27 protein-coding genes and 1 pseudogene are annotated in these 26,192 nt (G+C 48.5%); 26 read left to right on the plus strand and 2 right to left on the minus strand.

Features of this window, described 5'->3' with window-relative positions; translation table 11 throughout:
* Positions 1-324 precede the first annotated feature (324 nt).
* The 11 genes and pseudogenes from H9Q77_RS00950 (at position 325) to H9Q77_RS01000 (ending at position 7,863) form a co-directional block, all read left to right on the plus strand.
* On the plus strand, positions 325-1,314 hold the full coding sequence (locus H9Q77_RS00950; protein ID WP_249326335.1) for a dipeptidase: 990 nt from the start codon (positions 325-327) through the stop codon (positions 1,312-1,314).
* 147 nt (positions 1,315-1,461) lie between these two features.
* A pseudogene (locus tag H9Q77_RS16605) lies at positions 1,462-2,367 on the plus strand (PSP1 domain-containing protein); the annotation flags it as partial.
* Positions 2,368-2,806: 439 nt separating this feature from the next.
* The gene (locus H9Q77_RS00960; RefSeq protein ID WP_022152872.1) at positions 2,807-3,544 is read left to right on the plus strand and encodes a tRNA1(Val) (adenine(37)-N6)-methyltransferase; all 738 of its coding nucleotides are present in this window, start codon (positions 2,807-2,809) and stop codon (positions 3,542-3,544) included.
* A 35-nt stretch (positions 3,545-3,579) separates the two neighbouring features.
* Positions 3,580-4,425: a 16S rRNA (cytidine(1402)-2'-O)-methyltransferase gene (gene rsmI / locus H9Q77_RS00965; RefSeq protein WP_249326336.1), complete on the plus strand. Its 846-nt coding sequence runs from the start codon at positions 3,580-3,582 to the stop codon at positions 4,423-4,425.
* Between the two features lie 99 nt (positions 4,426-4,524).
* Positions 4,525-4,698 carry a DUF6472 family protein gene (locus H9Q77_RS00970; RefSeq protein ID WP_249326337.1) on the plus strand — a complete coding sequence of 58 codons (174 nt, stop codon included), beginning with the start codon at positions 4,525-4,527 and terminating at the stop codon, positions 4,696-4,698.
* 221 nt (positions 4,699-4,919) lie between these two features.
* Entirely contained in the window at positions 4,920-5,333 is a 414-nt protein-coding gene (locus H9Q77_RS00975; RefSeq protein ID WP_118693558.1) for a CidA/LrgA family protein, read from the plus strand.
* Positions 5,334-6,026 (plus strand): LrgB family protein, encoded by a 693-nt coding sequence (locus tag H9Q77_RS00980; protein WP_022152868.1) that lies wholly within the window; start codon positions 5,334-5,336, stop codon positions 6,024-6,026.
* A 69-nt stretch (positions 6,027-6,095) separates the two neighbouring features.
* The gene (locus H9Q77_RS00985) at positions 6,096-6,281 is read left to right on the plus strand and encodes a hypothetical protein (RefSeq protein ID WP_022152867.1); all 186 of its coding nucleotides are present in this window, start codon (positions 6,096-6,098) and stop codon (positions 6,279-6,281) included.
* Between the two features lie 12 nt (positions 6,282-6,293).
* Positions 6,294-6,548 (plus strand): spore coat protein, encoded by a 255-nt coding sequence (locus tag H9Q77_RS00990; RefSeq protein ID WP_022152866.1) that lies wholly within the window; start codon positions 6,294-6,296, stop codon positions 6,546-6,548.
* Positions 6,549-6,745: 197 nt separating this feature from the next.
* The gene (locus tag H9Q77_RS00995; RefSeq protein ID WP_249326338.1) at positions 6,746-7,330 is read left to right on the plus strand and encodes a nucleoside recognition protein; all 585 of its coding nucleotides are present in this window, start codon (positions 6,746-6,748) and stop codon (positions 7,328-7,330) included.
* Between the two features lie 8 nt (positions 7,331-7,338).
* Entirely contained in the window at positions 7,339-7,863 is a 525-nt protein-coding gene (locus H9Q77_RS01000; protein ID WP_249327111.1) for a spore maturation protein, read from the plus strand.
* Between the two features lie 22 nt (positions 7,864-7,885).
* Here H9Q77_RS01000 and H9Q77_RS01005 read toward each other — a convergent pair whose 3' ends face one another.
* Together H9Q77_RS01005 and H9Q77_RS01010 are read right to left on the minus strand one after the other, a co-directional pair.
* The gene (locus tag H9Q77_RS01005) at positions 7,886-8,833 is read right to left on the minus strand and encodes an AEC family transporter (protein ID WP_249326339.1); all 948 of its coding nucleotides are present in this window, start codon (positions 8,831-8,833) and stop codon (positions 7,886-7,888) included.
* 134 nt (positions 8,834-8,967) lie between these two features.
* On the minus strand, positions 8,968-10,686 hold the full coding sequence (locus H9Q77_RS01010; RefSeq protein ID WP_249326340.1) for a DUF885 domain-containing protein: 1,719 nt from the start codon (positions 10,684-10,686) through the stop codon (positions 8,968-8,970).
* A 27-nt stretch (positions 10,687-10,713) separates the two neighbouring features.
* Between H9Q77_RS01010 and H9Q77_RS01015 the strand changes: the two genes are divergently transcribed.
* The 15 genes from H9Q77_RS01015 to H9Q77_RS01085 all read left to right on the plus strand — a co-directional run bounded on the left by H9Q77_RS01015 (position 10,714) and on the right by H9Q77_RS01085 (position 26,123).
* Positions 10,714-10,896 carry a hypothetical protein gene (locus H9Q77_RS01015; protein ID WP_249326341.1) on the plus strand — a complete coding sequence of 61 codons (183 nt, stop codon included), beginning with the start codon at positions 10,714-10,716 and terminating at the stop codon, positions 10,894-10,896.
* Between the two features lie 165 nt (positions 10,897-11,061).
* A complete protein-coding gene (locus H9Q77_RS01020) occupies positions 11,062-12,141 on the plus strand; it encodes a GntR family transcriptional regulator (RefSeq protein WP_118546732.1) in 1,080 nt (359 codons plus the stop codon).
* A gap of 46 nt (positions 12,142-12,187) precedes the next feature.
* Positions 12,188-13,774, plus strand: a complete 1,587-nt coding sequence (locus tag H9Q77_RS01025; protein ID WP_118551858.1) for a xylulokinase — start codon at positions 12,188-12,190, stop codon at positions 13,772-13,774.
* An 82-nt stretch (positions 13,775-13,856) separates the two neighbouring features.
* A complete protein-coding gene (locus tag H9Q77_RS01030; RefSeq protein ID WP_249326342.1) occupies positions 13,857-14,561 on the plus strand; it encodes an L-ribulose-5-phosphate 4-epimerase in 705 nt (234 codons plus the stop codon).
* A gap of 124 nt (positions 14,562-14,685) precedes the next feature.
* Complete coding sequence (locus tag H9Q77_RS01035) at positions 14,686-15,528, plus strand: transketolase (RefSeq protein WP_022152858.1); 843 nt, start codon at positions 14,686-14,688, stop codon at positions 15,526-15,528.
* On the plus strand, positions 15,528-16,472 hold the full coding sequence (locus tag H9Q77_RS01040) for a transketolase family protein (RefSeq protein WP_022152857.1): 945 nt from the start codon (positions 15,528-15,530) through the stop codon (positions 16,470-16,472). The genes H9Q77_RS01035 and H9Q77_RS01040 overlap by 1 nt, the downstream gene beginning before the upstream one ends.
* Before the next feature lie 121 nt (positions 16,473-16,593).
* Entirely contained in the window at positions 16,594-17,541 is a 948-nt protein-coding gene (locus H9Q77_RS01045) for a ketopantoate reductase family protein (RefSeq protein WP_249326343.1), read from the plus strand.
* Positions 17,542-18,300: 759 nt separating this feature from the next.
* The gene (gene uvrC / locus H9Q77_RS01050; RefSeq protein ID WP_249326344.1) at positions 18,301-20,193 is read left to right on the plus strand and encodes an excinuclease ABC subunit UvrC; all 1,893 of its coding nucleotides are present in this window, start codon (positions 18,301-18,303) and stop codon (positions 20,191-20,193) included.
* Positions 20,194-20,294: 101 nt separating this feature from the next.
* A complete protein-coding gene (hprK, locus tag H9Q77_RS01055; RefSeq protein WP_249326345.1) occupies positions 20,295-21,242 on the plus strand; it encodes an HPr(Ser) kinase/phosphatase in 948 nt (315 codons plus the stop codon).
* Positions 21,235-22,179: an ROK family glucokinase gene (locus H9Q77_RS01060; RefSeq protein ID WP_249327112.1), complete on the plus strand. Its 945-nt coding sequence runs from the start codon at positions 21,235-21,237 to the stop codon at positions 22,177-22,179. The genes hprK and H9Q77_RS01060 overlap by 8 nt, the downstream gene beginning before the upstream one ends.
* A 48-nt stretch (positions 22,180-22,227) precedes the next feature.
* Entirely contained in the window at positions 22,228-23,133 is a 906-nt protein-coding gene (gene murB, locus H9Q77_RS01065; RefSeq protein WP_249326346.1) for a UDP-N-acetylmuramate dehydrogenase, read from the plus strand.
* Between the two features lie 18 nt (positions 23,134-23,151).
* A complete protein-coding gene (gene rapZ, locus H9Q77_RS01070; protein ID WP_118546727.1) occupies positions 23,152-24,018 on the plus strand; it encodes an RNase adapter RapZ in 867 nt (288 codons plus the stop codon).
* A gap of 1 nt (position 24,019) precedes the next feature.
* Entirely contained in the window at positions 24,020-24,886 is an 867-nt protein-coding gene (whiA, locus tag H9Q77_RS01075) for a DNA-binding protein WhiA (protein ID WP_118546726.1), read from the plus strand.
* A 15-nt stretch (positions 24,887-24,901) separates the two neighbouring features.
* Entirely contained in the window at positions 24,902-25,162 is a 261-nt protein-coding gene (locus H9Q77_RS01080) for an HPr family phosphocarrier protein (RefSeq protein ID WP_118546725.1), read from the plus strand.
* A 76-nt stretch (positions 25,163-25,238) separates the two neighbouring features.
* Positions 25,239-26,123 carry a diacylglycerol/lipid kinase family protein gene (locus H9Q77_RS01085; protein ID WP_118693552.1) on the plus strand — a complete coding sequence of 295 codons (885 nt, stop codon included), beginning with the start codon at positions 25,239-25,241 and terminating at the stop codon, positions 26,121-26,123.
* Positions 26,124-26,192 lie beyond the last annotated feature (69 nt).

Genomic DNA, 26,192 nt, shown 5'->3' on the forward strand with positions numbered 1-26,192 from the left:
ATAAAATATTTAAAAATCTCTCCGAAGGAAGCCTTCACTTAGGGATTATAAGAAAAAACAGTTTTTGAGTGACGTCTTCAAGCAGTGACAAAAAGAAATAACGACCATACAAGAGTAAGAATGCTCCTGTGTGGTTGTTTTCTTATGCTCAAGTACCAAAAGGGTATGAGAGGTTATTCTATGCGGCACTGGAGGAATTCGGACTGTAAAGAGGTGTCATAACCGGCGTGAAGCCCGGAGCCTGATTATGTCATTACGGTTGTGGATGAAGCATATACTGAATTTGCGCAGGGAGCTCTATCTGAATAAAAGGAGGCAGCTTAGATGTACCGGGTAATTGATCTACACTGTGATACGATACCTAATATGTACTCGGATTTCAGGGAAGGGAAGGAGATTTCCCTTCTTTCCAATTCCGGAAGAATCGATTTGAACCGGATGAGAGAAGGGGGATATATTTGCCAGTGTTTTTCCCTTTTTACCCATTTGGGAGCATTGAAGAAAAGAGGCGAGTCACCATTTACGCATGTATTGGGGCTTGCAGATTTCTGGAAAACACAGATAGCGGAATATCCGGATATCATAGGACAGGTGACAACAGCAGAGAGTATGGAAGAGAACGCCAGGATGGGAAAGCTATCAGCTATGATGACAGTGGAAGAGGGCGGAGTGTATGAAGGAAAACTGGAAAACCTGTATGCACTATATGACAAAGGCGTCAGAATGTCTACCCTGACATGGAACTTTGCAAATGAACTGGGGTATCCCAATCCGGCAATCGCACCGGGAAGTCCCCGAATCCCGGACATGGTCAATGGACTTACGGATACCGGGAAAAGCTTTGTGGAGGAAATGGAGAGAATCGGCATTCTTATTGATGTTTCCCATTTAAATGATGCCGGCATACGGGACATTTTTGAACTTACGCATGGCCCTGTGATCGCAAGTCATTCCAACGCACGTGCACTCTGCTCACATCTGCGGAATCTTTCGGATACTAATATCAGAATGATTGGAGAGAGGGGCGGTGTTATCGGTATCAACTATTTCGTAGGATTTCTCGAGGATGGTGGAAAGATCGGGCGGATTGAAAAAATGGTGGAGCACATGCAATATATTAAAAACCTGGCAGGAATCGATGCAATAGCACTGGGAAGTGACTTCGATGGCTTCGGAGAGCCGTGTGAACTGTCCGGCGCAGAAAAAATGCAGCAGCTTGCCGCAGAGATGGAACGACAGGGTTTTTCTTCCTCAGAAATCGAAAGGGTATTTTCCTTAAATGCTTTAAGAGTATTTCGGTCTGTGCTGTCCTAAGAAAACTTATGTATCATAAGACGCTAATATTAGAGTAGTCATTTTAGAAAAGATATGATAAAATAGCAGTTGCAGGCGCATTTTGCGCAGGTAGCTGTTATTTTAATTTATATGAAGATGCCATGGGCATCAGTGAGGTAGATAGATATGACAAAAGTAATCGGTGTGAGATTTCGTACAGCGGGCAAGGTATATTTCTTCGATCCGCTGCAGCTGGAGATAAAGAGAGGCGATCACGTGATCGTGGAGACCGCCAGAGGCATAGAGTTCGGTACGGTCGTTGCGGGAGTGCATGAGGTAGAGGATGACAAGGTGATCCAGCCGCTGAAGCCTGTGATGCGGATCGCCGGAGAGAGAGATATCGAGCAGGAGGCTGCCAACAAAGAAAAAGAGAAGGAAGCCTTCAAGATCTGTAAAGAGAAGATATTAAAGCATGGTCTGGAAATGAAGCTGATCGATGCGGAGTATACGTTTGATAACAACAAGGTATTATTCTATTTTACAGCAGACGGACGTATCGACTTCCGTGAACTGGTCAAGGATCTGGCAAGTGTGTTCAAGACCCGTATCGAACTGCGCCAGATCGGCGTCCGCGATGAGACCAAGATCCGCGGCGGTATCGGTATCTGTGGACGACCTCTGTGCTGCCACAGCTATCTGTCGGATTTCGTGCCGGTATCCATCAAGATGGCGAAGGAGCAGAACCTGTCCCTGAATCCCACCAAGATCTCCGGTGTCTGCGGCAGACTGATGTGCTGCCTGAAAAATGAGGAAGACACTTACGAAGAACTGAACCGTAAGCTTCCCGGTGTGGGTGACTATGTCCAGACGGCAGACGGACTGCACGGCGAGGTACAGAACGTCAACGTACTGCGTCAGCTGGTCAAGGTACTGGTAGAAGTCGGTGACGAGAAGGAACTGAAGGAGTACGAGGCAGACACTTTACAGTTCAAGAGACGCCGCGGCAAAAAGGGCGGTCAGGAACTGTCTAAGGAAGAGCAGAAGGAACTTGAGAAGTTAGAGGAGATCGAGGAGAAGGAAGAAGCGGAAGAACGCGCAGAAAAACGTGCGGAGCAGCGCCCGGAGCGTCAGGACCGCAGAGAACAGAGAGCCGACAGCGAGAATCGCGGGGATAACCGCAGACGCGACGGACGCAGAGACGACAACCGCAGAAATAATAACCGTGGTGAGAATCAGAATCGTAATGATAACCGTGGAGAAAATCGGAACAACGAGAATCGTGGTGACAACCGCAGAGACAATAACCGTGACACCCGCAGGGATAACAACCGCGGCGACAGACGCCGTGAGAATCGTCCGCAGAACCGTCCGGAGCAGGTAAGAGAGAACAGCGATGCTCAGGGTGCAGAGCAGTCCGGCAGCCAGGGACAGGCACCAAGAGACAATTCCTTCCGCAGAAGACCGAGACACGGTGGCAGAAGAGACGGCAACAACGGTAATAACGGTAACGGAAGAAAACCGGAGAACACGAATGAAGGTTGAACTGAAGGATAAAGAACGAATTGATGACCTTCAGCGGAACGGTTATCAGATCATACAGAATCCGGAGAAATTTTGTTTCGGCATGGATGCAGTGCTTCTGACAGGATTTGCCAATGCCAGAGAGAAAGATATTTTACTGGATCTGGGGACAGGCACCGGGATCATCCCGCTTCTGATGGAAGCAAAATACCACTGCTCCCATCTCACCGGCCTGGAGATCCAGGAGGAGAGCGCAGATATGGCGAGACGCAGTGTGGCGTTGAACGATCTGCAGGACCGCATTGACATCGTGACAGGAGACATCAAGGAAGCAGACCGGATATTCCAGGCTGCTTCTTTTGACTGTATTACCTGTAATCCTCCGTACATGATCGGGCAGCATGGATTGACGAACCCGGAGGAACCAAAAGCGATCGCCAGACATGAAGTGCTCTGCACGCTGGAGGATGTGGTCAGCAGGACAGCAAAACTATTAAAGCCCGGCGGACATTTTTACATGGTGCATCGCCCTTTTCGACTGGCGGAGATCATGACCATGCTGGTAAAATACAAGCTGGAGCCGAAGCGGATGCAGCTGGTGTATCCCTACATCGACAAGGAGCCCAATATGGTGCTCATCGAGGCGGTGCGAGGCGGCAGATCCCGCATGACCGTTGAGAAGCCGCTGATCGTGTATCAGTCACCGGGAGTATATATGCCGGAAATATATGATATATATGGATATTAAAAAGGGAAAGTGATTTGGAGAGGAGGCAGGAGCTCATGCCCGGAACTTTATATTTGTGTGCAACGCCCATTGGCAATCTGGGGGATATGACACCGCGGGTGGTGGAGACCCTGCAGACGGTGGATGTGATCGCAGCGGAGGACACCCGTAACAGTATCAAGCTGTTGAATCATTTCGACATCCACACGCCCATGACCAGCTACCATGAGTACAATAAAGTAGAGAAGGCACACCAGCTGGTAGGACAGCTGTTAAACGGACAGAACATTGCGCTGATCACTGATGCCGGTACCCCGGCGATCTCCGATCCCGGTGAAGTACTGGTGCGGATGTGCCAGGAGCAGAATGTTCCCGTCACTTCCCTGCCAGGTCCGGCAGCCTGTATTACAGCACTGACTTTGTCGGGACTCAGTACAAGAAGATTTTGCTTTGAAGGATTTCTGCCTGCGGATAAAAAAGAAAAGAAAGCGATCCTGGAGGAACTGAAGACCGAGAGCCGTACCATGATCCTCTACGAAGCACCCCATCATCTGATCCGGACACTGGAGGAACTGTATGCGGCACTGGGGGAGCGGCGGATCACGTTGTGCAGAGAACTGACCAAGAAGTTCGAGACCGTATTTCCCACCACTTTGGAAAAGGCGTTGGACTACTACAAGACAGAGGAGCCCCGCGGAGAATATGTCCTGGTAGTGGAAGGAAAAAGCCCGGAAGAGAAACGACAGGAAGAGATCGCATCCTGGGAATCCATGAGCATTGAAGAACATATGGCTTATTACGAAGAGCAGGGTATGGATAATAAATCCGCCATGAAGCAGGTGGCAAAAGACAGAGGTGTCGGAAAACGGGAAATCTATCAGCATCTGCACGGCAACTCATGAAACAGCGAAAATACCATAATGAAACCGAACCAAAACAGACAAAAGCATATGAGGATAATGTAGGATAATCCGTGAAAGGCATATGCAGAGAGAGGCAAAATGACTAATTGTGACGTGTGTGTCAATTATGAATATGACGAAGATTATGAATGCTATTGCTGCATGGTGAATCTGGATGAGGATGAAATGTACCGCTTTTTATCCGGAACCCAGCAGGAGTGTCCCTACTTCCGACTGGATGACGAATATGCAGTGGTAAGACACCAAATGTAAGGGTAAAATTCACGAAAGCAAGATAAAAAAGTCTACTCAAATGGTAGAGAATGCTGATTGTGAAAGTAAAAATCAAGTAGTATAATACGAAGTTGCGTGCTGAAAAACAGTGCGCAGCTTCTTTTGTTTGTGTGCAATATAATGATGCCCCGGCATCATATCGTGTTGCTATATAACAAAAGAAATGAAATACTAAAGTTAACAGGTAGGGTGACAATATCATGAAATATGTGAAACAATTTTCGATTATCCTGGGAATCTCCTTTCTGGCAGAGCTTCTGGAGATCCTGATCCCGCTTCCCATCGCAGCAAGCGTCTATGGTCTGGTGATCATGTTGGTGGGGCTGATCACGAAGCTGATCCCGCTGGAAAAGGTGGAGACCGCGGCGGATTTTCTTGTAGACGCCATGTCCATTATGTTCGTGCCCGCTACCGTGGGAATCATGGCAAGTGTGAATGCTTTAAAAGAGATGCTGCTTCCCATCTGTGTGATCACGGTGGTATCCACGGTACTGATCATGATCGTGACAGGCCGGGTATCCCAGCATATTATCCGGGGGCAGAACAACAAAGGTGCCGCAGCCATGCAGACGGTCGGAACCGAAGCTGCCGCAGATGATAAGGAGGACAGATAAATGAATGAAATATTGAGCCAGTCTATCTTTTTTGGCATTGCCATTACACTGGTCACCTACGAGATCGGTCTGTGGATCAAACAGAAGACCGGAAAAGCCATTGCCAATCCCTTACTGATCTCCGTAATCCTGATCGTGGCAGTATTGTTATTGTTCCATATAGATTATGAGACCTATGCAAACGGCGCGCAGTATATCAGCATTTTCCTGACTCCGGCAACGGTCAGTCTGGCAGTGCCTCTGTATCGTCAGCTGGAGCTGTTAAAGACTTATCCCAAGGCCATTTTCGGCGGAATCATCGCCGGCGTTCTGACTGCCATGGTGAGCGTTTTTGCTTTAAGTCTGATGTTCGGTCTGAATCATGAGCAGTATGTAACGCTTCTGCCCAAGTCCATTACCACAGCTATCGGTATGGGGATTTCCGAAAAAATGGGCGGTATTGTGACCATTACCGTAGTTGTCATCATTGTCACCGGAATCTTAGGTAATATCCTGGCAGATACGATCTGCCACCTGTGCAAGATTGAGGATCCCATTGCCAAAGGTCTTGCCATCGGCACCAGCGCTCATGCCCTGGGAACCGCGAAAGCCATGGAACTGGGCGAGATCGAAGGCGCCATGAGCAGCCTGTCCATCGTGGTCTGCGGTATTTTGACTGTTATTTCCGTATCTATTTTTGCTAATTTTATTTAGTATAGAAAAAAATATCCTGCGCATACTAACCTCGCATAGAACAGAAGGAATCAAAAGGAGGTTAACAGCATGAGTGATATTTCAGAATTAGATCTGCAGAATCTGCGCCATCTGATCGGCGGCTTTGACACGACCCGCTGCAAAATGCAGGAGTACGCCAAGGAAGCGGAGGACCCGAAGGTAAAACAGTTTTTTGAAAAGGGTGCCCGCAGCGCTATGGAGAACAAACAACAGCTTATGAAGTTTTTGCAGTAAGGAGGCAGCAGAATGCAGGAAAAGACAATGGTAGCAGATACTTTGGCCGGGATCAACGGAGAACTGACCCGCTATGCGGGAATGATCGCTCAGTCAGAAAACAAGGAATTGAAACAGACACTGAAGCAGTTCCGTACCGCCTGTGAGCAGTCCCAGGAGGAGCTGTATCAGATCGCCAGAGAGAAATCTTATTATGTGCCGGCAGAGAAAGCCACTGCGGAAGAAGTGGCACATGTGAGAAGCCTGTTCACACAGGGAACTCTGTAAAAGAATTTGAGAGAATGAACCAGATAAGCCTTTCGGAAAATATATTACCGGAAGGCTTATATTTGTATGCCGGGAAGAAATTCCGGATGGAAATGCAGGCCTGGTAGGACATGACCGAAGGCACGATTTGCATTTTCATAGGACATCCCGGCATCCGCATATAGTGAAACGAAGGAACAGCAGGCGGTTTGGAGAAGATGCTTAATTATATCTGGGCAGGAATGATCCTGTTAGGTGTGATCTACGGAGTCTGTACCGGACAGATGAGTGCATTGACAGAAGGGGCGCTTGACAGTGCCGGAGAGGCGGTGAGCCTCTGCATCACCATGGCAGGGGTCATGGCACTGTGGATGGGACTGATGGAGATCGCGCAGGAATCCGGCATGATCACGAAGATGACAAAAGGGATCCGGCCTTTTCTGAAATTTATGTTTCCAAGACTTCCGGAAGATCATCCGGCGGGGGAATACATAGCTACGAATCTGATCGCCAACGTGCTGGGGTTGGGATGGGCGTGTACACCGGCGGGACTGAAAGCCATGGAGCAGCTGGCGGAACTGGAGAGCGGACGGCACGGAACGAATGTGTCAGTTGCCAGCAACGAAATGTGTACCTTTTTGATCCTGAATATTTCGTCCTTACAACTGATCCCGGTCAACATGATCGCCTATCGCAGCCGATACGGCAGTGCCAACCCCGCGGTGATCATTGCTCCGGCACTGGTGGCTACACTTTTCAGCACCATCATTTCCGTGATTTATTGTAAATGGAAGGATAGGTAAGGACCATGATAAACGTATTGACACATATGTCAGATATTATGATTCCCATGGTAATCTTCTGGATCGTGGGTTACGGAATGGTCTCAGGGGTGAAAGTATACGAGACTTTTTTGAAGGGGGCAAAAGAGGGGCTGCGCATTGTGGTGGAGATCCTTCCGACACTGGTAGGACTGATGATGGCAGTGGGAATCCTTCGGACTTCCGGATTTTTTGAATTGTTAGGGAAGCTGATCGGACCGGCGACGCAGGCAGTGGGACTTCCGACGCAGCTGATCCCGTTACTTATTGTAAAAATGTTCTCTTCCTCCGCGGCTACCGGGCTGGTGCTGGATATTTTCAAGACCTGCGGCCCGGACTCTTATGCCGGGATGCTGACATCAATCCTTATGAGCTGTACCGAGACGATTTTTTATACCATGAGTGTGTATTTTCTGGCGGCAAAGGTAACGAAAACCCGCTACACGCTGCCGGGGGCACTGCTGGCAACGTTAGCGGGAACAGTGGCAAGCATTTTTCTTGCGGGGAAAATGTGATGATGCCAGGGGCATCATGCAACTAAATCAATTGCAGACTCCGCAAAATAAACAGGAATACCGTGAGGGTAACGGAACTTAAAAACGTGGTGGCAACGACCACGCTGGAAGTCAAAGTTCCTTCGTGGTTCATGTTTTTCGCCATAATATAACAGCTTACGGTGGTGGGGGAGCCTAACATAATGAGGATTGCCACCAGTTTTTTTCCGGTAAAGCCAAAATGGATGGCAAGTGGCAGGAACAGTGCGGGCCATACTACCAGCTTTAACACGGTTGCTACTCCGGTGGGGGCTAAAAGCTTCAAGGCTTTTTTTCCCTCGAATCCGGCACCGAGGCCGATCAGGGCCAGAGGGGTAGCCAGTACGGCAACATTGCTGATGGTCTTGGAAATGATCACGGGATAATGGATCCGGCAGGCGCTGGACAGCATGCCCAGGGCGATACTGATAATGATCGGGTTCGTGATGATCCCTTTTAAGGATTTCAGCAGGGATTCTTTATCGAAGCCCTTCGCATCAGGTCCGGTGAAGGACAGGATCAGTACGGCAGCGATATTGTACAGGGGAACCGTACCCACGATCATCAGGGGAGCCATGCCGGAGTTTCCGTAGATGTTCTGTATAAAGGCGATACCCAGGACAGCGGCACTGCTGCGGTAGCTTGCCTGGACAAGCTCTCCCAGGCGGGATTTGTTCTTATAAAAAATGCCTGCCACGACCCAGGTGATGACGATGCAGAACAGGGTCACGAAGAAGCAGAACAGCACGTAACCGGTATCCCATACACTGTAAAAATCTGCAGTGGACATGTCCTTGAACAAAAGTACGGGAAGAGTGATTTTATAATTGAATGAATTCAGGGTTTTGACAAATGAGTCGTTGGTAACATGCAGCTGCTGTAAAACATAACCGATCACCATGACCAGGAATATGGGGATCGTTGCATTCAAACTGAATAATAGTTGTTCCATGGGAATTTGTATGCCTTTCTGTTATCGGAAGCGGAATATAGGAAGCGAAAAGCCTCTCTCCTTTTGCAAGTATAGAAAAGGAGGGGGGCTTTGTCAAGTTATGGTCTTGTGTTGTTTTACAAGGCTGCTCTATTTTACAGTAGCTCCTCCAGCAAGGAAAAATCACAGCAACCATTTTCCAGATAAAATGTGTGAAAGCGAAGGTCACAATACCCGTCACCCCAATGGGACCGTGCAGTTTCTTGTAGCTTTAAAATCTCCAGATAGCCCACATAATACTTCGGATAATTGCAGGGCTCCTCCGCAATATAAGTATAGATCGCCTTGCAGGCTTCCGGGGAATCAATGCCAAACTTTCCAAGGAATGTGGCAGTCTGATCGTATCCGGCACCTTCCCCGTGGATCAGAAGGTCCAACAGAGTGTACATGCACAGCTGAAGGCTCCGGGTATGTTTTTCCAGGAGAGCGGCCTGTGCGGCATCCGACTGTCCGCACTGTTCGAGCAGATCAGCCGCATAATCATAGGAAATAAATTCCACATACAACGCCCAGCCCTCCAGATATCCGCCGTACCAGACAAGCTTTCTGGCAGGATCAGAGTTTTTATCTAAAAAGGCACGGTTGCTGTACACGGTCTGATAGAGATGCCCGGGAAAACCTTCGTGTGCCAGGGTCGTATAGAGCTCCAGTCCCATGGGAGAATTGCGGCGGTTTATATAGATGACATTATTGTCAGAATCGCCCAAGGGAGTCGTCAGGTAAAAAGCCGGTGCACTGTAAGGCTCCAGACTGGGAACGACATCCTTGACAGTAAAGGAGGGAGTGGGATTACTGACAGGAAAGTCATTTATCATGCGTGATTGTAGATCGGAAAGCATTTCTTCCGGTTCCGGGATGGGAAAATCTTCCGTGATCCCTTCGGAAAGCATGGAAAGCAGAGAAGGGGACTGTTGTGTCAGGCTGCGGATGGCCGCCTGTTCCTCCTGAAATTGCGCCAGAAGCATTTGCACCAGTTCTTTCTCCGAACGGGAGGAACCGGTCTCGGCGAAAAGCAGGTGGTGATAGTAAGTCTTCCCATCCGGCAACAGGGCGAGACCTTTCGGCAGGGCGCCGGATGTATCTATGATCCCGCCGGGAGACGCCTGAGAGATAGAAGATGTCTGACCGGCAGAGCCGGAAGTCTCCAGAGAGTACAGTCCTTCGGATAGTGTGGCGTAGGCAGGCTGTACTACCGTGGTGAGCAGCCGGTCATTTTCCTTAAGAAAGGAAGAGACAACTTCGGCAGATAATATGCCCTGTGCCTGCAATTCCACCAGCCGGTCTTCAAAGGTGGTCTGCAAAAAGTGGGTCCCCTGCGCTAGTTCTTTTATAGTGACGATGGTGTCACATTGCTTTTGGACTTTTTCCAGGGAAATATCCGGCATGAGGAAGCCTGCGGCAGCTTTTTCCTGCTCATAGAGGAGCAAGGAGGCAAAATAATCGTCCACCTGGTCTAAGAGTGCCAGGTAGTCTGTCACATCCCGCCTGGAACGGAAGGTGTATTCTGCCAGCAGGATGGGGAGCTGTGACTGCATTCCCGAAGATGGGGACAGTGGTTCGTTGTAATAGGGGAACTGCGCCAACGCCAGGTCATTTTCCAGAGACCGCTGTAGGAGTGTATAGGTGAAAGCATTCTCCGGTGAGAGCTTATCGTAAGCAATACAACTTAGTTGCCTAAGGAGCGCAGAACAACGTTCCCCACTCGCGTCCGACTGCCCGGAGGTATAGAGGGGAAGGACAGGCTCGTAATCCGTAATCCCAAAGGCGGCAGGATCCGCAATGGTGTAGTGCATGTTCAGAGTACTGGCAGTCATTTCCTCCCGGAAAACCCGGGAGGTGAATTGTTCAAAGCGCCTGTCTGCGGAAGTACAATGGGACAAAAGAGCCATGGCGCCGGTGAGAGTGCAGAGGAGGCAGATACACAGAAGCAGTTGGTGGAAGGAAAGGGAAGGACGTTTTCGCACGATAGTTACCTGATGACAGAGAGTGTTGGTAAAAGTATATGTGAACAGCACCGGGAATAGACTTAAAGCGACTTACCTCAGGGTCACAGTCACGGTCTCTGACTTCATATGTGGAGTAAATCGAAATACAAGCGTAGTTGTACACCATACAACTATATATAAATGTATCTAAAATAGTCAAAAGATGTATTGACTTTGAACAGTAGCCTTATTATACTTATAATAATGGAGACAAAATATCAAAACCTAATTAATTACATACAGGAGCAGATTACAGACGGACAACTGGGTCCCGGAGAGAAGGTTCCTTCGGAGAATCAGCTTGCGGAGCGATTCCACATCAGCAGACAGACAGTGAGGAAGGCGATCGGAACGCTGGAGGAGGAAGGACTGGTACAGAGAATCCGTGGCAGCGGCACTTATGTTAGCTTTGACCGCAGGAAAAATCTCGAGAAGCGGAACAGTATTGCGGTAGTAACTACTTATGTGGACAGCTATATTTTCCCGAGGATCCTGCAGGGCATGCAGAATACATTATATGAAAGTGGCTTTTCCGTACAGATTTATATTACGAATAACACGCTAGATCGGGAGAAAGGCATTCTGAAAGATCTGCTCAAACGGGATGATGTAGCAGGAATGATCGTGGAGGGAACAAAAAGTGGATTGCCGAATCCGAATTTGGAGCTGTACAGGCATCTGATGATGAGAAAGATACCGCTTTTATTTTTCAACACCTATTATCCGGAGCTGGAGGTACCACATGTATCATTGAATGATGCGGACACAGCGTATAAGGCTGTGAGATATCTGATTGAGAAGGGACATCAGAAGATAGGGGCAGTCCTGAAACTGGACGACGGACAGGGCAGACAGCGTTATTTGGGATATCTGCGTGCCATGGAGGAAGCAGGGCTTACGGTGACGGATTCCCGACTGGTGTGGATCGACACGGACGAATCGAAGCAACTGGCGTATTGCCGGGACCGGCTTCTCAACCGGGTGGAGGAATGCACTGCTCTCCTGGCGTACAATGACCAGATCGCATTCCAGCTGATCCGGATGCTGGAAGAGCGCAATATCCGGGTGCCGGAGGATGTGTCGGTGATCAGTATCGACGATTCGGATCTGGCGCGACACAGTGAGGTTCCCATTACTTCACTTCCTCATCCGAAGGAAAATCTGGGGAAAAAGGCAGCAGAGACACTTTTACAGATGATAGCGGGGAAGAAAAAGGATCTGACGTATGAATTTGATACCCGGGTGGTAGAACGGGAGTCTGTGGCAGAACACAAAACGTTATGAAAGTAAATAAAGCAGAAACGATATAAAAGCAAAAGGAGAGAATGCAATGAACGAAACAGCAAAAGAAGCGATCAAAGCGGGAAAGGCGGTTCTGGGTATTGAATTCGGTTCTACCAGAATCAAAGCGGTATTGGTAGATGGAAGCCACACCCCCATTGCCATGGGAACTTACGACTGGGAGAACCGTCTGGAGAACAATATTTGGACCTATAGCCTGGAAGACATCCGGAAAGGATTGCAGGGGTGTTACAAGAGCCTAGCAGACGATGTGGAGGCAAAATACGGTGAAAAGCTGACTACTTTGGGAGCACTGGGATTCAGTGGTATGATGCACGGCTATATGCCTTTTAATGCAGAAGGTGAACTTTTGGTACCTTTCCGTACCTGGAGAAATACGATGACGGAAGAAGCCTGCAAGAAGCTGATTCCGGTATTTAACTTCAATATCCCCCAGAGATGGAGCATCGCCCATCTGTATCAGGCAATCTTAAGCGGAGAAGAGCATGTAAAGGATATCGCATTTTTTACCACTCTGGCAGGTTATATTCACTGGAAGCTGTCCGGCGAAAAGGTTCTGGGTATTGGTGAGGCAGCAGGTATGTTCCCTATAGATTCCACGATCATGGATTTCGATCAGAAAATGTTAGATCAGTTCGATGATTTACACCATTTTGACTGGAAGCTCCGCGACATCCTGCCTAAGGTGCTGGTGGCAGGAGAATCCGCCGGTGTCCTGACCGCAGAAGGGGCAAAATTATTGGATCCTACCGGAACTTTGCAGCCCGGTGTTCCTATGTGTCCTCCCGAGGGTGATGCGGGAACCGGAATGGTAGCTACCAACAGTGTGGCTGTCCGCACCGGTAATGTCTCCGCCGGAACCTCTATTTTCGCAATGGTAGTCCTGGAAAAGGCTATGCAAAAAGTACACGAAGAGATCGATATGGTCACAACACCCAACGGTATGCCCGTGGCCATGGTACATTGCAACAACTGCACCTCCGATCTGAATGCCTGGGTGAACCTCTTCGGCGAGTGTACAGAGAGCTTTGGTGTGAAAGTAGACAAGAACGAACTGTACGGCGTGTTGTACCGCAAGGCGCTGGAAGGTGCTGCGGATTGCGGCGGCGTAACGGCATATAACTATTTTTCCGGAGAACCGATCACTGGTCTGGATGCCGGCCGTCCTATGGTGGTGCGGACACCAGATGCAGATTTTACACTGGCAAACTTCATGCGCTCCCATCTGTACAGCGCAGTTGCCACACTGAAGATTGGTATGGATATTCTGTTAAAGGAGGAGCATGTGGCTGTAGATTCCCTGATGGGACACGGCGGCTTCTTCAAGACTCCCGTGGTGGGACAGCGTGTCATGGCAGCAGGCATGAACGCACCGATCACTGTTATGGATACGGCAAGCGAAGGCGGCGCCTGGGGCATGGCGATCCTGGCAGCTTTCATGAAGGAGAAAGAAACCGGCGAGACCCTTTCTTCCTACTTAAATGACAAGATCTTCGCTGGACAGACCGGAACCACATTGCAACCGGAGCCTGAGGATGTGAAAGGATTTGAGGCTTTCCTGGAAGAGTACAAGAGACTGCTTCCTGCGGAGAAGGCAGCCGTTGCCGCAAAATAATTTTTCGGTCGTAAAATTATGTCTGCACGACACTCATTTATCGGAAAGCTTGTAGGATATAGAAAGAAATGAGGTTTAGGATATGTTAGAAGAATTAAAACAGAAAGTATATGAAGCAAATATGGATCTGCCCCGGTACGGTCTGGTGACTTTTACCTGGGGAAATGTCAGCGCCATTGACAGAGAGAGCGGATTGTTCGTCATCAAACCCAGCGGCGTGGATTACGACAAACTGACACCGGAGATGATGGTAGTCATGGATCTGAACGGCAATAAGGTAGAGGGGAATTTAAATCCCTCTTCCGACACTGCGACCCATCTGGAGTTGTACAAGGCATTCCCGGAGATCGGCGGTATCGTACATACCCATTCTTCCTATGCCACCAGCTGGGCGCAGGCGGGAAGAGACATCCCCTGCTACGGAACCACCCATGCAGACTATATCTACGGTCCGGTTCCCTGCGTGCGCTGCCTGACAAAGGAAGAAATCGAGGACGCTTACGAGGAAAATACCGGACACCTGATCGTTAACGAGTTCAAACGTCTGGGTAAGGACCCGAAAGCAGTGCCTGTCGTTCTGTGCAAGAATCATGGGCCTTTTGCCTGGGGCAAGGATGCCAAGGAGGCTGTCCATAATGCGGTAGTACTGGAAGAGGTGGCAAAAATGGCTTATCGCGCAGAGACGATCAACCCCAGGATCCAGCCGGCACCCCAGGAACTGCAGGATAAGCACTATAACCGCAAACATGGAAAGAATGCATACTATGGTCAAACAGTTCAGAAATAGAATTTGCCATCGCAATATTTTACGGTAGAAGAGCAATTCTTTTACTAGACTAGCATCGGGAAGTATGCTAGTATAACAACGTAAATTGCAACAGATAAGCCAATATGGCGGAATGGAGGAAACAATGAAGAATTTAGAACTGCAAAAGCGTGCCAATGATGTCCGCAAGGGCATTGTGACCGCAGTTCATAGTGCGAAAGCAGGACATCCCGGCGGATCCTTGTCAGCCGCAGATATTTTTACATTTTTATATTTTGAGGAGATGAACATTGATCCGAAGAACCCCGATATGGAGGAACGCGACAGATTCGTTCTGTCCAAGGGTCATACAGCTCCCGGTCTCTATTCCGCACTGGCTTACAGAGGATATTTCCCGGTAGAGGATCTGCCGACCCTGCGTCACTTAGGTTCCTACCTGCAGGGCCATCCCTGCATCCATATCCCCGGCGTAGATATGTCCTCCGGATCCTTGGGACAGGGTATTTCTGCAGCAGTCGGCATGGCACTGGGTGCTAAGATGGACAAACGTGATTTCCGTGTATACACACTGCTGGGTGACGGTGAGATCGAGGAAGGACAGGTATGGGAGGCTGCTATGTTCGCGGGCTTCCGTAAGCTGGACAACCTCTGCGTTATGGTAGATAACAACAACCTGCAGATCGACGGACCCATCGATCAGGTATGTTCTCCTTATCCTATTGATAAAAAGTTCGAGGCATTCAATTTCCATGTGATCAATGCAGATGCACATGATTTTGATGCGATCCGTGCAGCATTTAAGGAAGCAAGAGAGACCAAGGGCATGCCCACCTGTATCGTATTCCACAGCATCAAGGGCAAGGGAGTCTCCTTCATGGAAAACAGCGTAGACTGGCATGGTAAGGCGCCTAATGATGAGGAGTATGCGATTGCAATGGCAGACCTTGATAAGATTGAAAAAGAATTAGAGAAAGCAGGTGAGCAGTAATGGCAGAAAATACCGTGAAAAAGATCGCAACCAGAGAAAGTTACGGCAACTCCCTGAAGGAGCTGGCAGAAGAATTCCCCAATCTGGTAGTATTGGATGCCGACCTGGCAGCAGCTACCAAGACCGGAATCTTCCGTAAGGCATATCCCGACCGTCATATCGATTGTGGTATCGCAGAGGAAAACATGATGGGTGTGGCAGCAGGACTGTCCCTGGTAGGTAAGATTCCTTTCGTAAGCTCATTTGCAATGTTTGCAGCAGGACGTGCATTCGAGCAGGTACGTAACTCTATCGGTTACCCGCATCTGAATGTGAAGATCGGTGCAACTCATGCAGGTATCACAGTAGGTGAGGATGGCGCTACCCATCAGTGTAACGAGGATATCGCCCTGATGCGCACCATCCCCGGCATGGTAGTAATGTGCCCTTCCGATGATGTGGAAGCAAGAGCCGCTGTTCGTGCCGCTCTGGAATATGAAGGACCTGTATACATCCGTTTCGGACGTGCCGCAGTACCCGTGATCAACGATCATCCCGGTTATCATTTCGAGATCGGTAAGGGAACAGTAGTCCGCGAAGGTAAAGATGTCACTATCGTAGCCACCGGTATCTGCGTAGATTCCGCTCTGGGTGCAGCGAAGATGCTGGAAGAGGAAGGCATCAGCGCAGAGGTTGTAAATATCTGTACCATTAAGCCACTCGATGAGGAGATCATCCTTAACAGCGCGAAGAAGACCGGCAAGGTAGTCACCGTGGAAGAGCATTCCGTCATCGGCGGACTGGGAAGCGCAGTCTGCGACTGCCTGTGTGCACATTATCCTGTACCAGTGAAAAAGGTCGGTATGCAGGATGTCTTCGGCGAGTCCGGTTCCGCTGCTGCTCTGGTAGAGAAGTACGGTCTGGATGCCAAAGGCGTTTACAAGTCAGTAAAAGAGTTCCTGTAAGGAATAAATGATATCAAGGAGAAGCTGTCAGTTATGTGAAAACAGAGACTGGCGGCTTCTTTTGCGTCGTGGTATCATTGTGGAAAAGTAAAGGTAGATAACGGAAGGGAAGGGTTTTGGTGTGAAATACGCAATTATCGGAGCCGGAGGAACCGGCGGAATCCTAGGATTTTATATGACAAAGGCTGACAGGGATGTCACCCTGATCGCCAGAGGCAGACACCTGGCAGCCATGCAGGAAAAGGGGCTTGCCGTGGAGAAAATGTGGGACGGCACCACCGAGATCATCCCGGTAAAAGCTATGGACATGGAGCATTATGTCGAGCAGCCGGATGTGGTACTGGTCTGCGTGAAAGGATATTCCCTGGAGGACACCATCCCTTTTATTCAGCGCGTGGCGAAGCCTTCCACCATCGTGATCCCGGTGTTAAACATCTACGGAACCGGTGCGAAAATGCAGGAGCAGTTGCCAAAGCTTCTGGTGACGGACGGCTGTATCTATGTCTCTGCCAATATTAAAGAACCGGGAGTACTGATCCAGCATGGCAGGATCCTGCGGGTAGTATATGGTGTCCGTAATATGAGTTCTCAAAAAGTAAACATTAAAAGGGCACATGAAGAAATGCTGAATGCTCTGAAAGATATTAAAAAAGATTTTGATGACAGTGGAATCGATGGCGTGCTCTCCGAAAATATTCAAAGAGATGCCCTGGAGAAATTCTCCTATGTATCGCCCATTGGTGCGGCGGGACTTTATTATCATGTCACTGCAGCAGACTTCCAGAGAGAAGGCAAGCAGCGGGAAGCCTTCAAGACAATGATCCGCGAGGTCGCCGCACTGGCAGAAGCTATGGGTGTTCCTTTCGAGCGTGATATGGTGGAAGTCAACCTGAAGATATTGTCCTCCCTGGCACCGGAAGCTACCACTTCCATGCAGCGAGATGTCATGGAAGGCAAAGATTCCGAGATCGATGGCCTGGTCTACGAAGTCGTCCGTATGGGAGAGAGATATCATGTGCCCGTGCCCATGTATGCGAAAGTAGCGGAAAAATTACGCGAGAATTTGTAAATTGAAAGTTAGTTGAATGCCGCCCGGATGACTTTGTTGTCTTCCCGGGTGGTATTTTAGTTTTGCTGTTTCAATCTTTACTGCCTAAAATCCATTTTGTGCTGTATATGCAGTAAATTTAAAGCGATTTTCTATTACAGTGAATGATATTTACTGCCGGAATGGAAGCATCCTATGCTGAAGCAGTAATTTTTAGAACGTTTTCATGGATTCTTCCATAAAAATACTGCCTGGATTTCTAAAAACACTTTCAGGGCAGTAATATGCTTGCCCTACTAAGCAGGGAGTTAGCGAAACAGCCCCGTAGCCCTCTTCCTATTGCTTTGGTGAAAATTGCATCAAAATAGCAAAATCCGTACAAAAAAACTTCTAAATCAGGAATTTTTGTACGGAATTTCTTCATTTTGCACGCTCAGCGAAAATAACAGCTTTTTACATGGCAAAATCTCATGTTTTTGTATTTTTTTAGCAGAAAATGGTGTTTTTAATACAAACAGATCTCCCCGGGTGGCAGATGGCATCCGCAATGAGCCACGCTATTCATAAGATTGTCAGCAAAAGGCGCTGCCAATCTTATTTCATATCGCGGCGTTCGCCGCATCACGGCATAAGTAAAGACAGCGATTTGTGCGCAAGCGCCCATCGCTGTCCTCACTATGCGCGGCTCATTGCTCGCGTAAACTCTCCAGTTACAATATTAAATCCCTTGTTGTATTTTTCTCCAGAATCGGTATGATAGATACAAGTGAGGAAATATTTATGTTCAATGTGGAAGAAGAGTTAAAAAAGCTCCCCCGCAAGCCGGGAGTGTATATCATGCGAGATGACAAAGATGTCATTTTGTATGTGGGAAAAGCAATCAACCTGCACAATCGTGTAAGGTCTTATTTTCGTGAAAATATCGGCAGAGGCCCGGCCATTGACCAGATGGTGTCGCTGATCGCCCGATTTGAATATATTGTGACGGATTCGGAACTGGAAGCATTAGTGCTGGAGAATAACCTGATCAAGGAGAATTCGCCGAAGTATAACACGCTGTTAAAGGATGACAAGACCTATCCCTATATCAAGGTGACAGTGGGAGAGGATTATCCCAGGATCCTGTTTTCCCGTACCATGAAAAAAGATAAATCCCGCTATTTCGGTCCCTATACCAGCGCTGCGGCGGTGAAAGATACCATTGAACTGCTGAACAAACTGTACCAGCTGCGTACCTGCAACCGGGTGCTGCCCAGGGATATAGGAATCGAGCGCCCCTGCCTGAACTATCATATCAAGCAGTGTCTGGCACCCTGTCAGGGATATGTGAGCAAAGAGGAATACAGACAGCAGGTGGCAGGTGCACTGGAATTTCTGAATGGTAATTACAGTCCGATCCTGAAGGATCTGGAGGAGAAGATGAAGAAAGCAGCGGAAGCTATGGAATTTGAGGATGCTGCCAGATACCGTGATCTGCTCTCCAGTGTACGACAGGTATCCCAGAAACAGAAGATTACCGAGGGCGTCGGTGAAGATAAAGATATCCTGGCGCTGTACCAGGATGAGACGGAAGCAGTGGTACAGGTATTTTTCGTCCGGGATGGCAAGCTGATCGGCAGAGAACATTATTATATGACACATGTGCCGGAAAATAACAAGCCGGCAATTTTACAGGATTTTGTAAAGCAGTTCTATGCGGGGACCCCATTTATCCCCAGAGAGCTGATGCTGCAATATGAGATCGAGGATGCGGAATTGATCGAGAAATGGCTGTCGGAGCGAAAAGGCAGCAGGGTCTATCTGAAGGTGCCTAAGATCGGCAGTAAGGAAAAATTGGTGGAGTTGGCAGCGCAGAACGCAAAACTGGTATTGTCCCAGGACAGAGAAAAGTTAAAACGTGAGGAAGGCCGTACCATCGGTGCAGTGAAAGAAATCTCGGATCTGTTGCAACTGCCGTTAACCGGCACGGCCCGGATGGAAGCCTATGATATTTCCAATATCAACGGTTTTGAAAATGTAGGATCCATGGTGGTCTACGAAAAAGGAAAACCGAAACGCAGTGATTACCGTAAATTCAAGATCAAAAGCGTCTCAGGTCCGGATGACTATGCCTGCATGCGGGAAGTGCTGACGAGACGGTTCCGTCATGGTATGGAAGAGAGCAGAGAACTGGAAGAACAGGAGATGGATCAGGAGTACGGCAGTTTTACCAAGTTCCCGGATCTGATCCTCATGGACGGCGGCCGCGGACAGGTGAATATTGCCCTGTCCGTACTGGAAGAACTGGGAATCGACATTCCGGTCTGCGGTATGGTCAAGGATGACAACCACCGTACCAGAGGTCTGTATTATCATAATATCGAGCTTCCGATCGATACCCATTCGGAAGGGTTTAAGCTGATCACCAGAATCCAGGACGAGGCGCATCGTTTTGCCATTGAATACCACAGGTCTCTGCGCAGTAAGATCCAGGTGAGATCCGTACTGGATGATATCCCGGGAGTGGGACCCGCCAGACGAAAAGCCCTGATGCGGCACTTCAAGTCCTTAGAGGAGATCCGGCAGGCAACGGTGGAAGACCTGATGGAAATTCCCGAAATGAATGAGCGCACAGCGCAGGAGATTGTAGCCTTTTTCGCTTCACAGAAGCGACCGCCTGTGGTACAATCATAAGTAATATGGTAACTTCAAAAGTTACAGCACGATAATGAGGCGGGGAACCTTCGAGAAAAAATGCAGGGGTGGGTTTTTCGCAGAAAGGTATGGAAATTAGTATGGCAAGTGTAAGTTTGACCCGTGTTATCGAAAAAATGAAACTGGAAAATCTCACACCGGAGATCGATGTGAAACATGTGAAGATCACGCAGCCGGATATCAACCGTCCGGCACTGCAGTTAGCCGGATATTTTGAACATTTTGATGCCACCAGACTGCAGATTATCGGATTTGTGGAATATACTTATATGGAGGGGCTGACAGATGAGACCCGCAGGGAGGCGTATGAGAAGCTGATGACTTATGATATTCCCTGTATCGTATTCAGCCGTGATCTGAAGCCGGATCCTATATTCCTGGAAACTGCGATCAGACATGAAGTTCCTATATTATCTACCAAGAAATCCACTTCCGATTTTATGTCAGAGATCATCCGCTGGTTAAATGTGAAGCTGGCTCCCTGCATCTCCGTACACGGCGTATTGGTGGATGTCTACGGCGAGGGCGTCCTGATCACCGGCGAGAGCGGCATCGGTAAGTCCGAGGCAGCCCTGGAACTGATCAGAAGAGGACATCGTCTGGTAACCGATGATGTGGTAGAACTGCGTAAAGTCAGTGATGATACGCTGGTAGGTTCTGCCCCTGATATCACGAAGCATTTCATAGAACTGCGCGGAATCGGAATCGTGGATGTCAAGGCGCTGTTCGGTGCATTGTCTGTAAAAGATACACAGACCATTGATCTGGTCATCCGCCTGGAAGACTGGGATAAGGACAAAGAGTACGACAGACTGGGACTGGAAGAAAACTATACCGAATATCTGGGGAATAAGGTAGTATGTCACAACATCCCGATCCGTCCCGGACGGAATCTGGCGGTGATCTGCGAGACTGCAGCTATCAATCATCGTCAGAAAAAAATGGGATACAATGCAGCAAAGGAATTGTACACTCGTGTACAGAACTCTTTAGCAAAAAGACGTGAGGAGGACGAAGATGATGAGTAAGTATGCATTTGGAGTAGATGTGGGCGGAACCACAGTGAAATTAGGACTGTTCAATGACGAAGGACAGGTGCTGGACAAGTGGGAGATCCCTACGGTCAAGGATAACGGTGGAGAGAAAGTTCTGCCGGATATCGCAGCATCTATCAAAAACAAAATGCAGGAAAAGAACATTACCGCAGCAGACCTGGTAGGCGTGGGAATCGGCGCTCCCGGTGCGGTAAATGCCGATGGCTTCATGGTCAACGGTGCTGTTAATATCGGCTGGGGATCTTTTGATCTTGCTGAAACGTTGAAAAAGGAATTGGATCTGCCTGTTACCGTGAAGGCGGGCAACGATGCCAATGTGGCAGCCCTGGGCGAAATGTGGCAGGGCGGCGGTAAAGGCTATTCCAACCTGGTAGCCGTTACCTTAGGAACCGGTGTCGGCGGAGGTATCATTATTGATGGCAGGATCCTGACTGGAACCAACGGTGCAGGCGGCGAGATCGGACATATTCACATGGAAGATAATGAGACAGAGGTCTGCGGTTGCAAGAACAAGGGTTGCCTGGAGCAGTATGCATCCGCTACCGGAATTACCCGCCTGGCGAACAGACGCCTGGCAAAAGACGATGCACCCAGCATTCTGCGTGGCGGTGAGATCTCTGCCAAGACGGTATTCGATGCAGTTAAGGCAGGGGACAAAGTAGCAATTGAGATCGCAGAACAGTTCGGAGAATATCTTGGCAAGGGACTTGCCGCAGTAGCCAGTGTAGTTGATCCCCAGATTTTTGTCATTGGCGGTGGTGTGTCCAAGGCCGGAGATATTTTATTCAAATACATAGAGCCTTCTTATAAGAGATGTGCTTTCGGACCCTGCAAGCAGGCAAAATTCGCCCTGGCCAAGCTGGGAAATGATGCCGGAATCTACGGCGCTGCAGCACTGGTATTAAAGTAGGCCTGTTTGGAATAACTATAATAAAAAAGAAAGAGCGGCCTGATATACATGATAAGTGCAGCAGTGATAGAAGCATTAAAGGAAATCGTACCGGCAGAGAGGATTCTGTTTCAGGAACCCATGAAATTGCATACTACCTTCCGCATCGGCGGACCGGCGGATTACCTGATCTATCTGGAAAATGAAGATCAGCTCTGCAGGATACAGAAGTATCTGCGCCTGGTGGATGTGCCATACACGGTCATCGGTAACGGAAGTAATCTGCTGGTCAGCGATGACGGATACCGCGGAATTGTACTGGTAATCGGAAAATATATGAGTGAGATCACGGTGAAGGATTGTTATCTGGAGGCAGAGGCAGGAGCGCTGATGAGCCAGGTGGCCAAAACTGCAAAGGAGCATGGTCTCACCGGATTGGAGTTCGCAGCGGGAATTCCCGGAACCGTCGGTGGCGGTGCGGTGATGAACGCAGGCGCCTACGGAGGAGAGATGAGCCAGGTGGTGAGCACGGTAACCGTGGTGAACCGCAATGGGGAGATCATGGAACTGGATAATGGTACTATGGAATTCGGCTATCGGACCAGTGTGATCCAGAACCAGCCTTTTGTGGTGACGAAGGTGACTTTCCGCCTGGAACAGGGAGATCCGGAACAGATCGCAGAGAAAATGGCTGATCTGGCGAAAAGGCGCCGGGAAAAACAACCGTTGGAGTATCCCAGCGCAGGCAGCACATTTAAGCGCCCCACGGGACATTTTGCGGGACAACTGATTATGGAGTCCGGACTTCGCGGATATTCCGTAGGGGGAGCCAAAGTGTCGGAGAAGCATTGCGGATTTATTATTAACACAGGAAATGCAACCGCAGAAGATGTAAAAGACGTGATCTGGGAAGTTCAGAGAAGAGTAAAAGAGCGTTTTCAGGTAGACCTGGAACCCGAGATCAAATTCCTGTAAGACAGGTGAGAGGTGCATATGAGATTTGTAGTAGTAACAGGCATGAGCGGAGGGGGAAAAAGAACTGCATTAAAGCTTTTGGAGGATGCCGGCTTTTATTGCGTGGATAATCTGCCGGTGTCATTGGTGGAAAAGTTCGTGGAACTGATTGCCATGCCCGGAAGTGAGATCAGTAAGGTCGCACTGGGACTGGATGTCCGTGCGGACCAGAATTTCACGGACGCCACCCGCATTTTGGAACAATTAAAGGAAAAAGGCTACAAATTTGAGATATTGTTTATGGACTCCGATGACTCAGCTCTGATAAAACGGTATAAGGAAACCAGACGTGTACATCCTCTTGCTGCGGATGGCAGAGTAGAGGACGGCATTCACAAAGAACGTAAGATTCTGGAGACGATCCGCAAAAATTCTGATTATGTAATAGATACTTCGAATCTTCTGGTAAGAGAACTGAAAGAGGAGCTGGATCGAATTTTCGTACAGAATGAAGAGTATAACAGTCTCATGGTAACAGTCATGTCCTTCGGATTCAAGCACGGAATTCCTGCGGACGCTGATCTGGTATTTGATGTGAGATTTTTGCCCAACCCTTATTATATAGAAGAATTGAAGCCGCAGACCGGCAATGATAAGGGAGTACAGGACTATGTAATGAGTTTTCCTGAGACCGGAATTTTCCTGGACAAGCTGACCGATATGATTCAATTCCTGATCCCGAATTATATCAAAGAGGGAAAATATCGGCTGGTGATCGCCATCGGATGTACCGGAGGCAAACATCGGAGTGTTACTCTGGCAAACAAGTTATATGAACGGTTGAAGGCAGAAGGTCATTACGGTATCAAACTGTATCACCGTGATGTACCCAGAGAAGGAATCTGACATGTCATTTTCGAGTGAGGTAAAGGAAGAACTGGCGAAGAGAATCAGCCCGGCAAGGCATTGCCAGATTGCAGAGCTGGCTGCGATCATGCATTTTAGCGGTCAATATGGACGTTCTGCAGAGGGCGATTTTATGATCGGTTTCCAGACGGAAAATGAGGCGGTCGTCAGAAAAGGCTTTACATTATTGAAAAAAACATATAATATAGATACTGATGTTAAAATCAGCGAGGAACAGATGCGGAGTGTGATCGACAAGATCGGTGATCTGTCGGAACCTGTGAGCCCCCTGCTGATTAAAAATTCCTGCTGTCAAAGAGCATTTTTAAGAGGAGCTTTTCTCTGCATTGGTTCTATGAGCGACCCACAGAAGAGTTATCACCTGGAATTTGTATGCACCGATGAGGATAAAGCGAGACAACTACAGAGTGTGATACAGGGATTTGATATAGAAGCCAAGATCGTGCTTCGGAAGAAGTATTACGTTGTCTATCTGAAGGAAGGATCCGGCATTGTGGACCTTCTGAATGTATGTGAGGCACCTGTTGCCTTAATGAAGCTGGAGAATATGAGAATTGTAAAGGAAATGCGCAATTCCGTAAATCGAAGAGTGAACTGTGAGACCGCCAACATTACCAAAACGGTAAATGCGGCGACCAGACAGATAGAGGATATTGAATATATCCGGGACCACTACGGACTGGAGAATCTGCCGGAGACATTGCGTCAGATGGCGGAAGTCAGACTGGAGAATCCGGATGCTCCACTGAAGGAGCTGGGGGAATATCTGGATCCCCCGGTAGGAAAATCCGGTGTAAACCACAGGTTACGTAAGCTCAGCGAGTTAGCAGATAGAATCAGGACGTAAAAGAGGAGGAAAATTATGACAAAAAGGAGCATTAAGGTCAGACTGGAAGATGGTCTGGACGCAAGACCGGTGGCACTGTTAGTACAGGAAGCCAGCAAGTACGAAAGCAACATTTACATTGAAGTAGATGATAAGCGGATCAATGCCAAGAGCATTATGGGCATGATGAGCCTGGGACTTTGCGCAGGAGAAGAGCTTACAGTAGCTGCAGAGGGTGCAGATGAGCAGACCGCTGTGGACAATATTGAGAAGTTTTTAAGCGGTCAGGTAGCTTAAAAACATAGTATGACGAGGAGCGGGGCTGATAGAGAATTCTGTTAGTCCCGTTTTGCATATTTTGAGGATAGTATTTATGAAGAAGATGTTATTTATCTATAATCCGAAAGCCGGAAAGGCACAGATCCGCAACAAGCTTGCGGATATTCTGGATGTGTTTACCAAGGGTGATTATGAGATTACCGTTTATCCCACGCAGAAAAGTGAAGATGCCATGGAGAAGACCAGGGATCGGAGCAAGGACTATGATATTGTTGTCTGCAGCGGTGGAGACGGTACTTTGGACGAAGTAGTCACGGGTATGATCCGCAGTGGCTTCCGGACACCTATTGGATATATCCCGGCAGGAAGTACCAATGATTTCGGAGGCAGTCTGGGATTGCCGAAAAATATGGTGCATGCCGCGGAAACGATTGTAAAGGGGAATGATTTTGCCTGTGATGTGGGATCCTTTAATCAGGATATATTTGTATATATCGCAGCATTCGGCCTTTTCACGGATGTCTCCTATGAGACGGGGCAGGACATGAAAAATGTTCTGGGTCATATGGCGTATCTGCTGGAAGGCATGAAACGTCTTCCGGCAATCCGTTCTTATCCCATGCGCGTTACTTATGATGATACGACGATCGTAGATGATTTTATCTTTGGAATGATCACCAACTCTGTGTCGGTAGGCGGATTTAAAAGGATCACCGGTAAAAATGTCAAGCTGGATGACGGCGTGTTTGAAGTGACACTGATCAAGCGCCCGAAGAATCCCATAGAGCTGAACAATATTATGGTTTCGCTGTTGAATCGTGACATTGATACTGATGCCATGTACTGTTTCCGGACATCGAAGCTGGAGATTACGTCCACAGATCCACTGCCATGGACACTGGATGGAGAATACGGCGGAACCCATACGAAGGTAGTTATAGAAAATATCTGCCGGGGAATGGATATTCGTGTGGAATAGAATAAATCATAAAATTTGGTAAAAATTTAACAATAAGCTGTTCCCTTTTTGTCCGAGTTGTGTTATAGT

It is taken from the genome of Simiaoa sunii (genome assembly GCF_014337175.1).
Taxonomy (GTDB): Bacteria; Bacillota; Clostridia; order Lachnospirales; family Lachnospiraceae; genus Acetatifactor; species Acetatifactor intestinalis.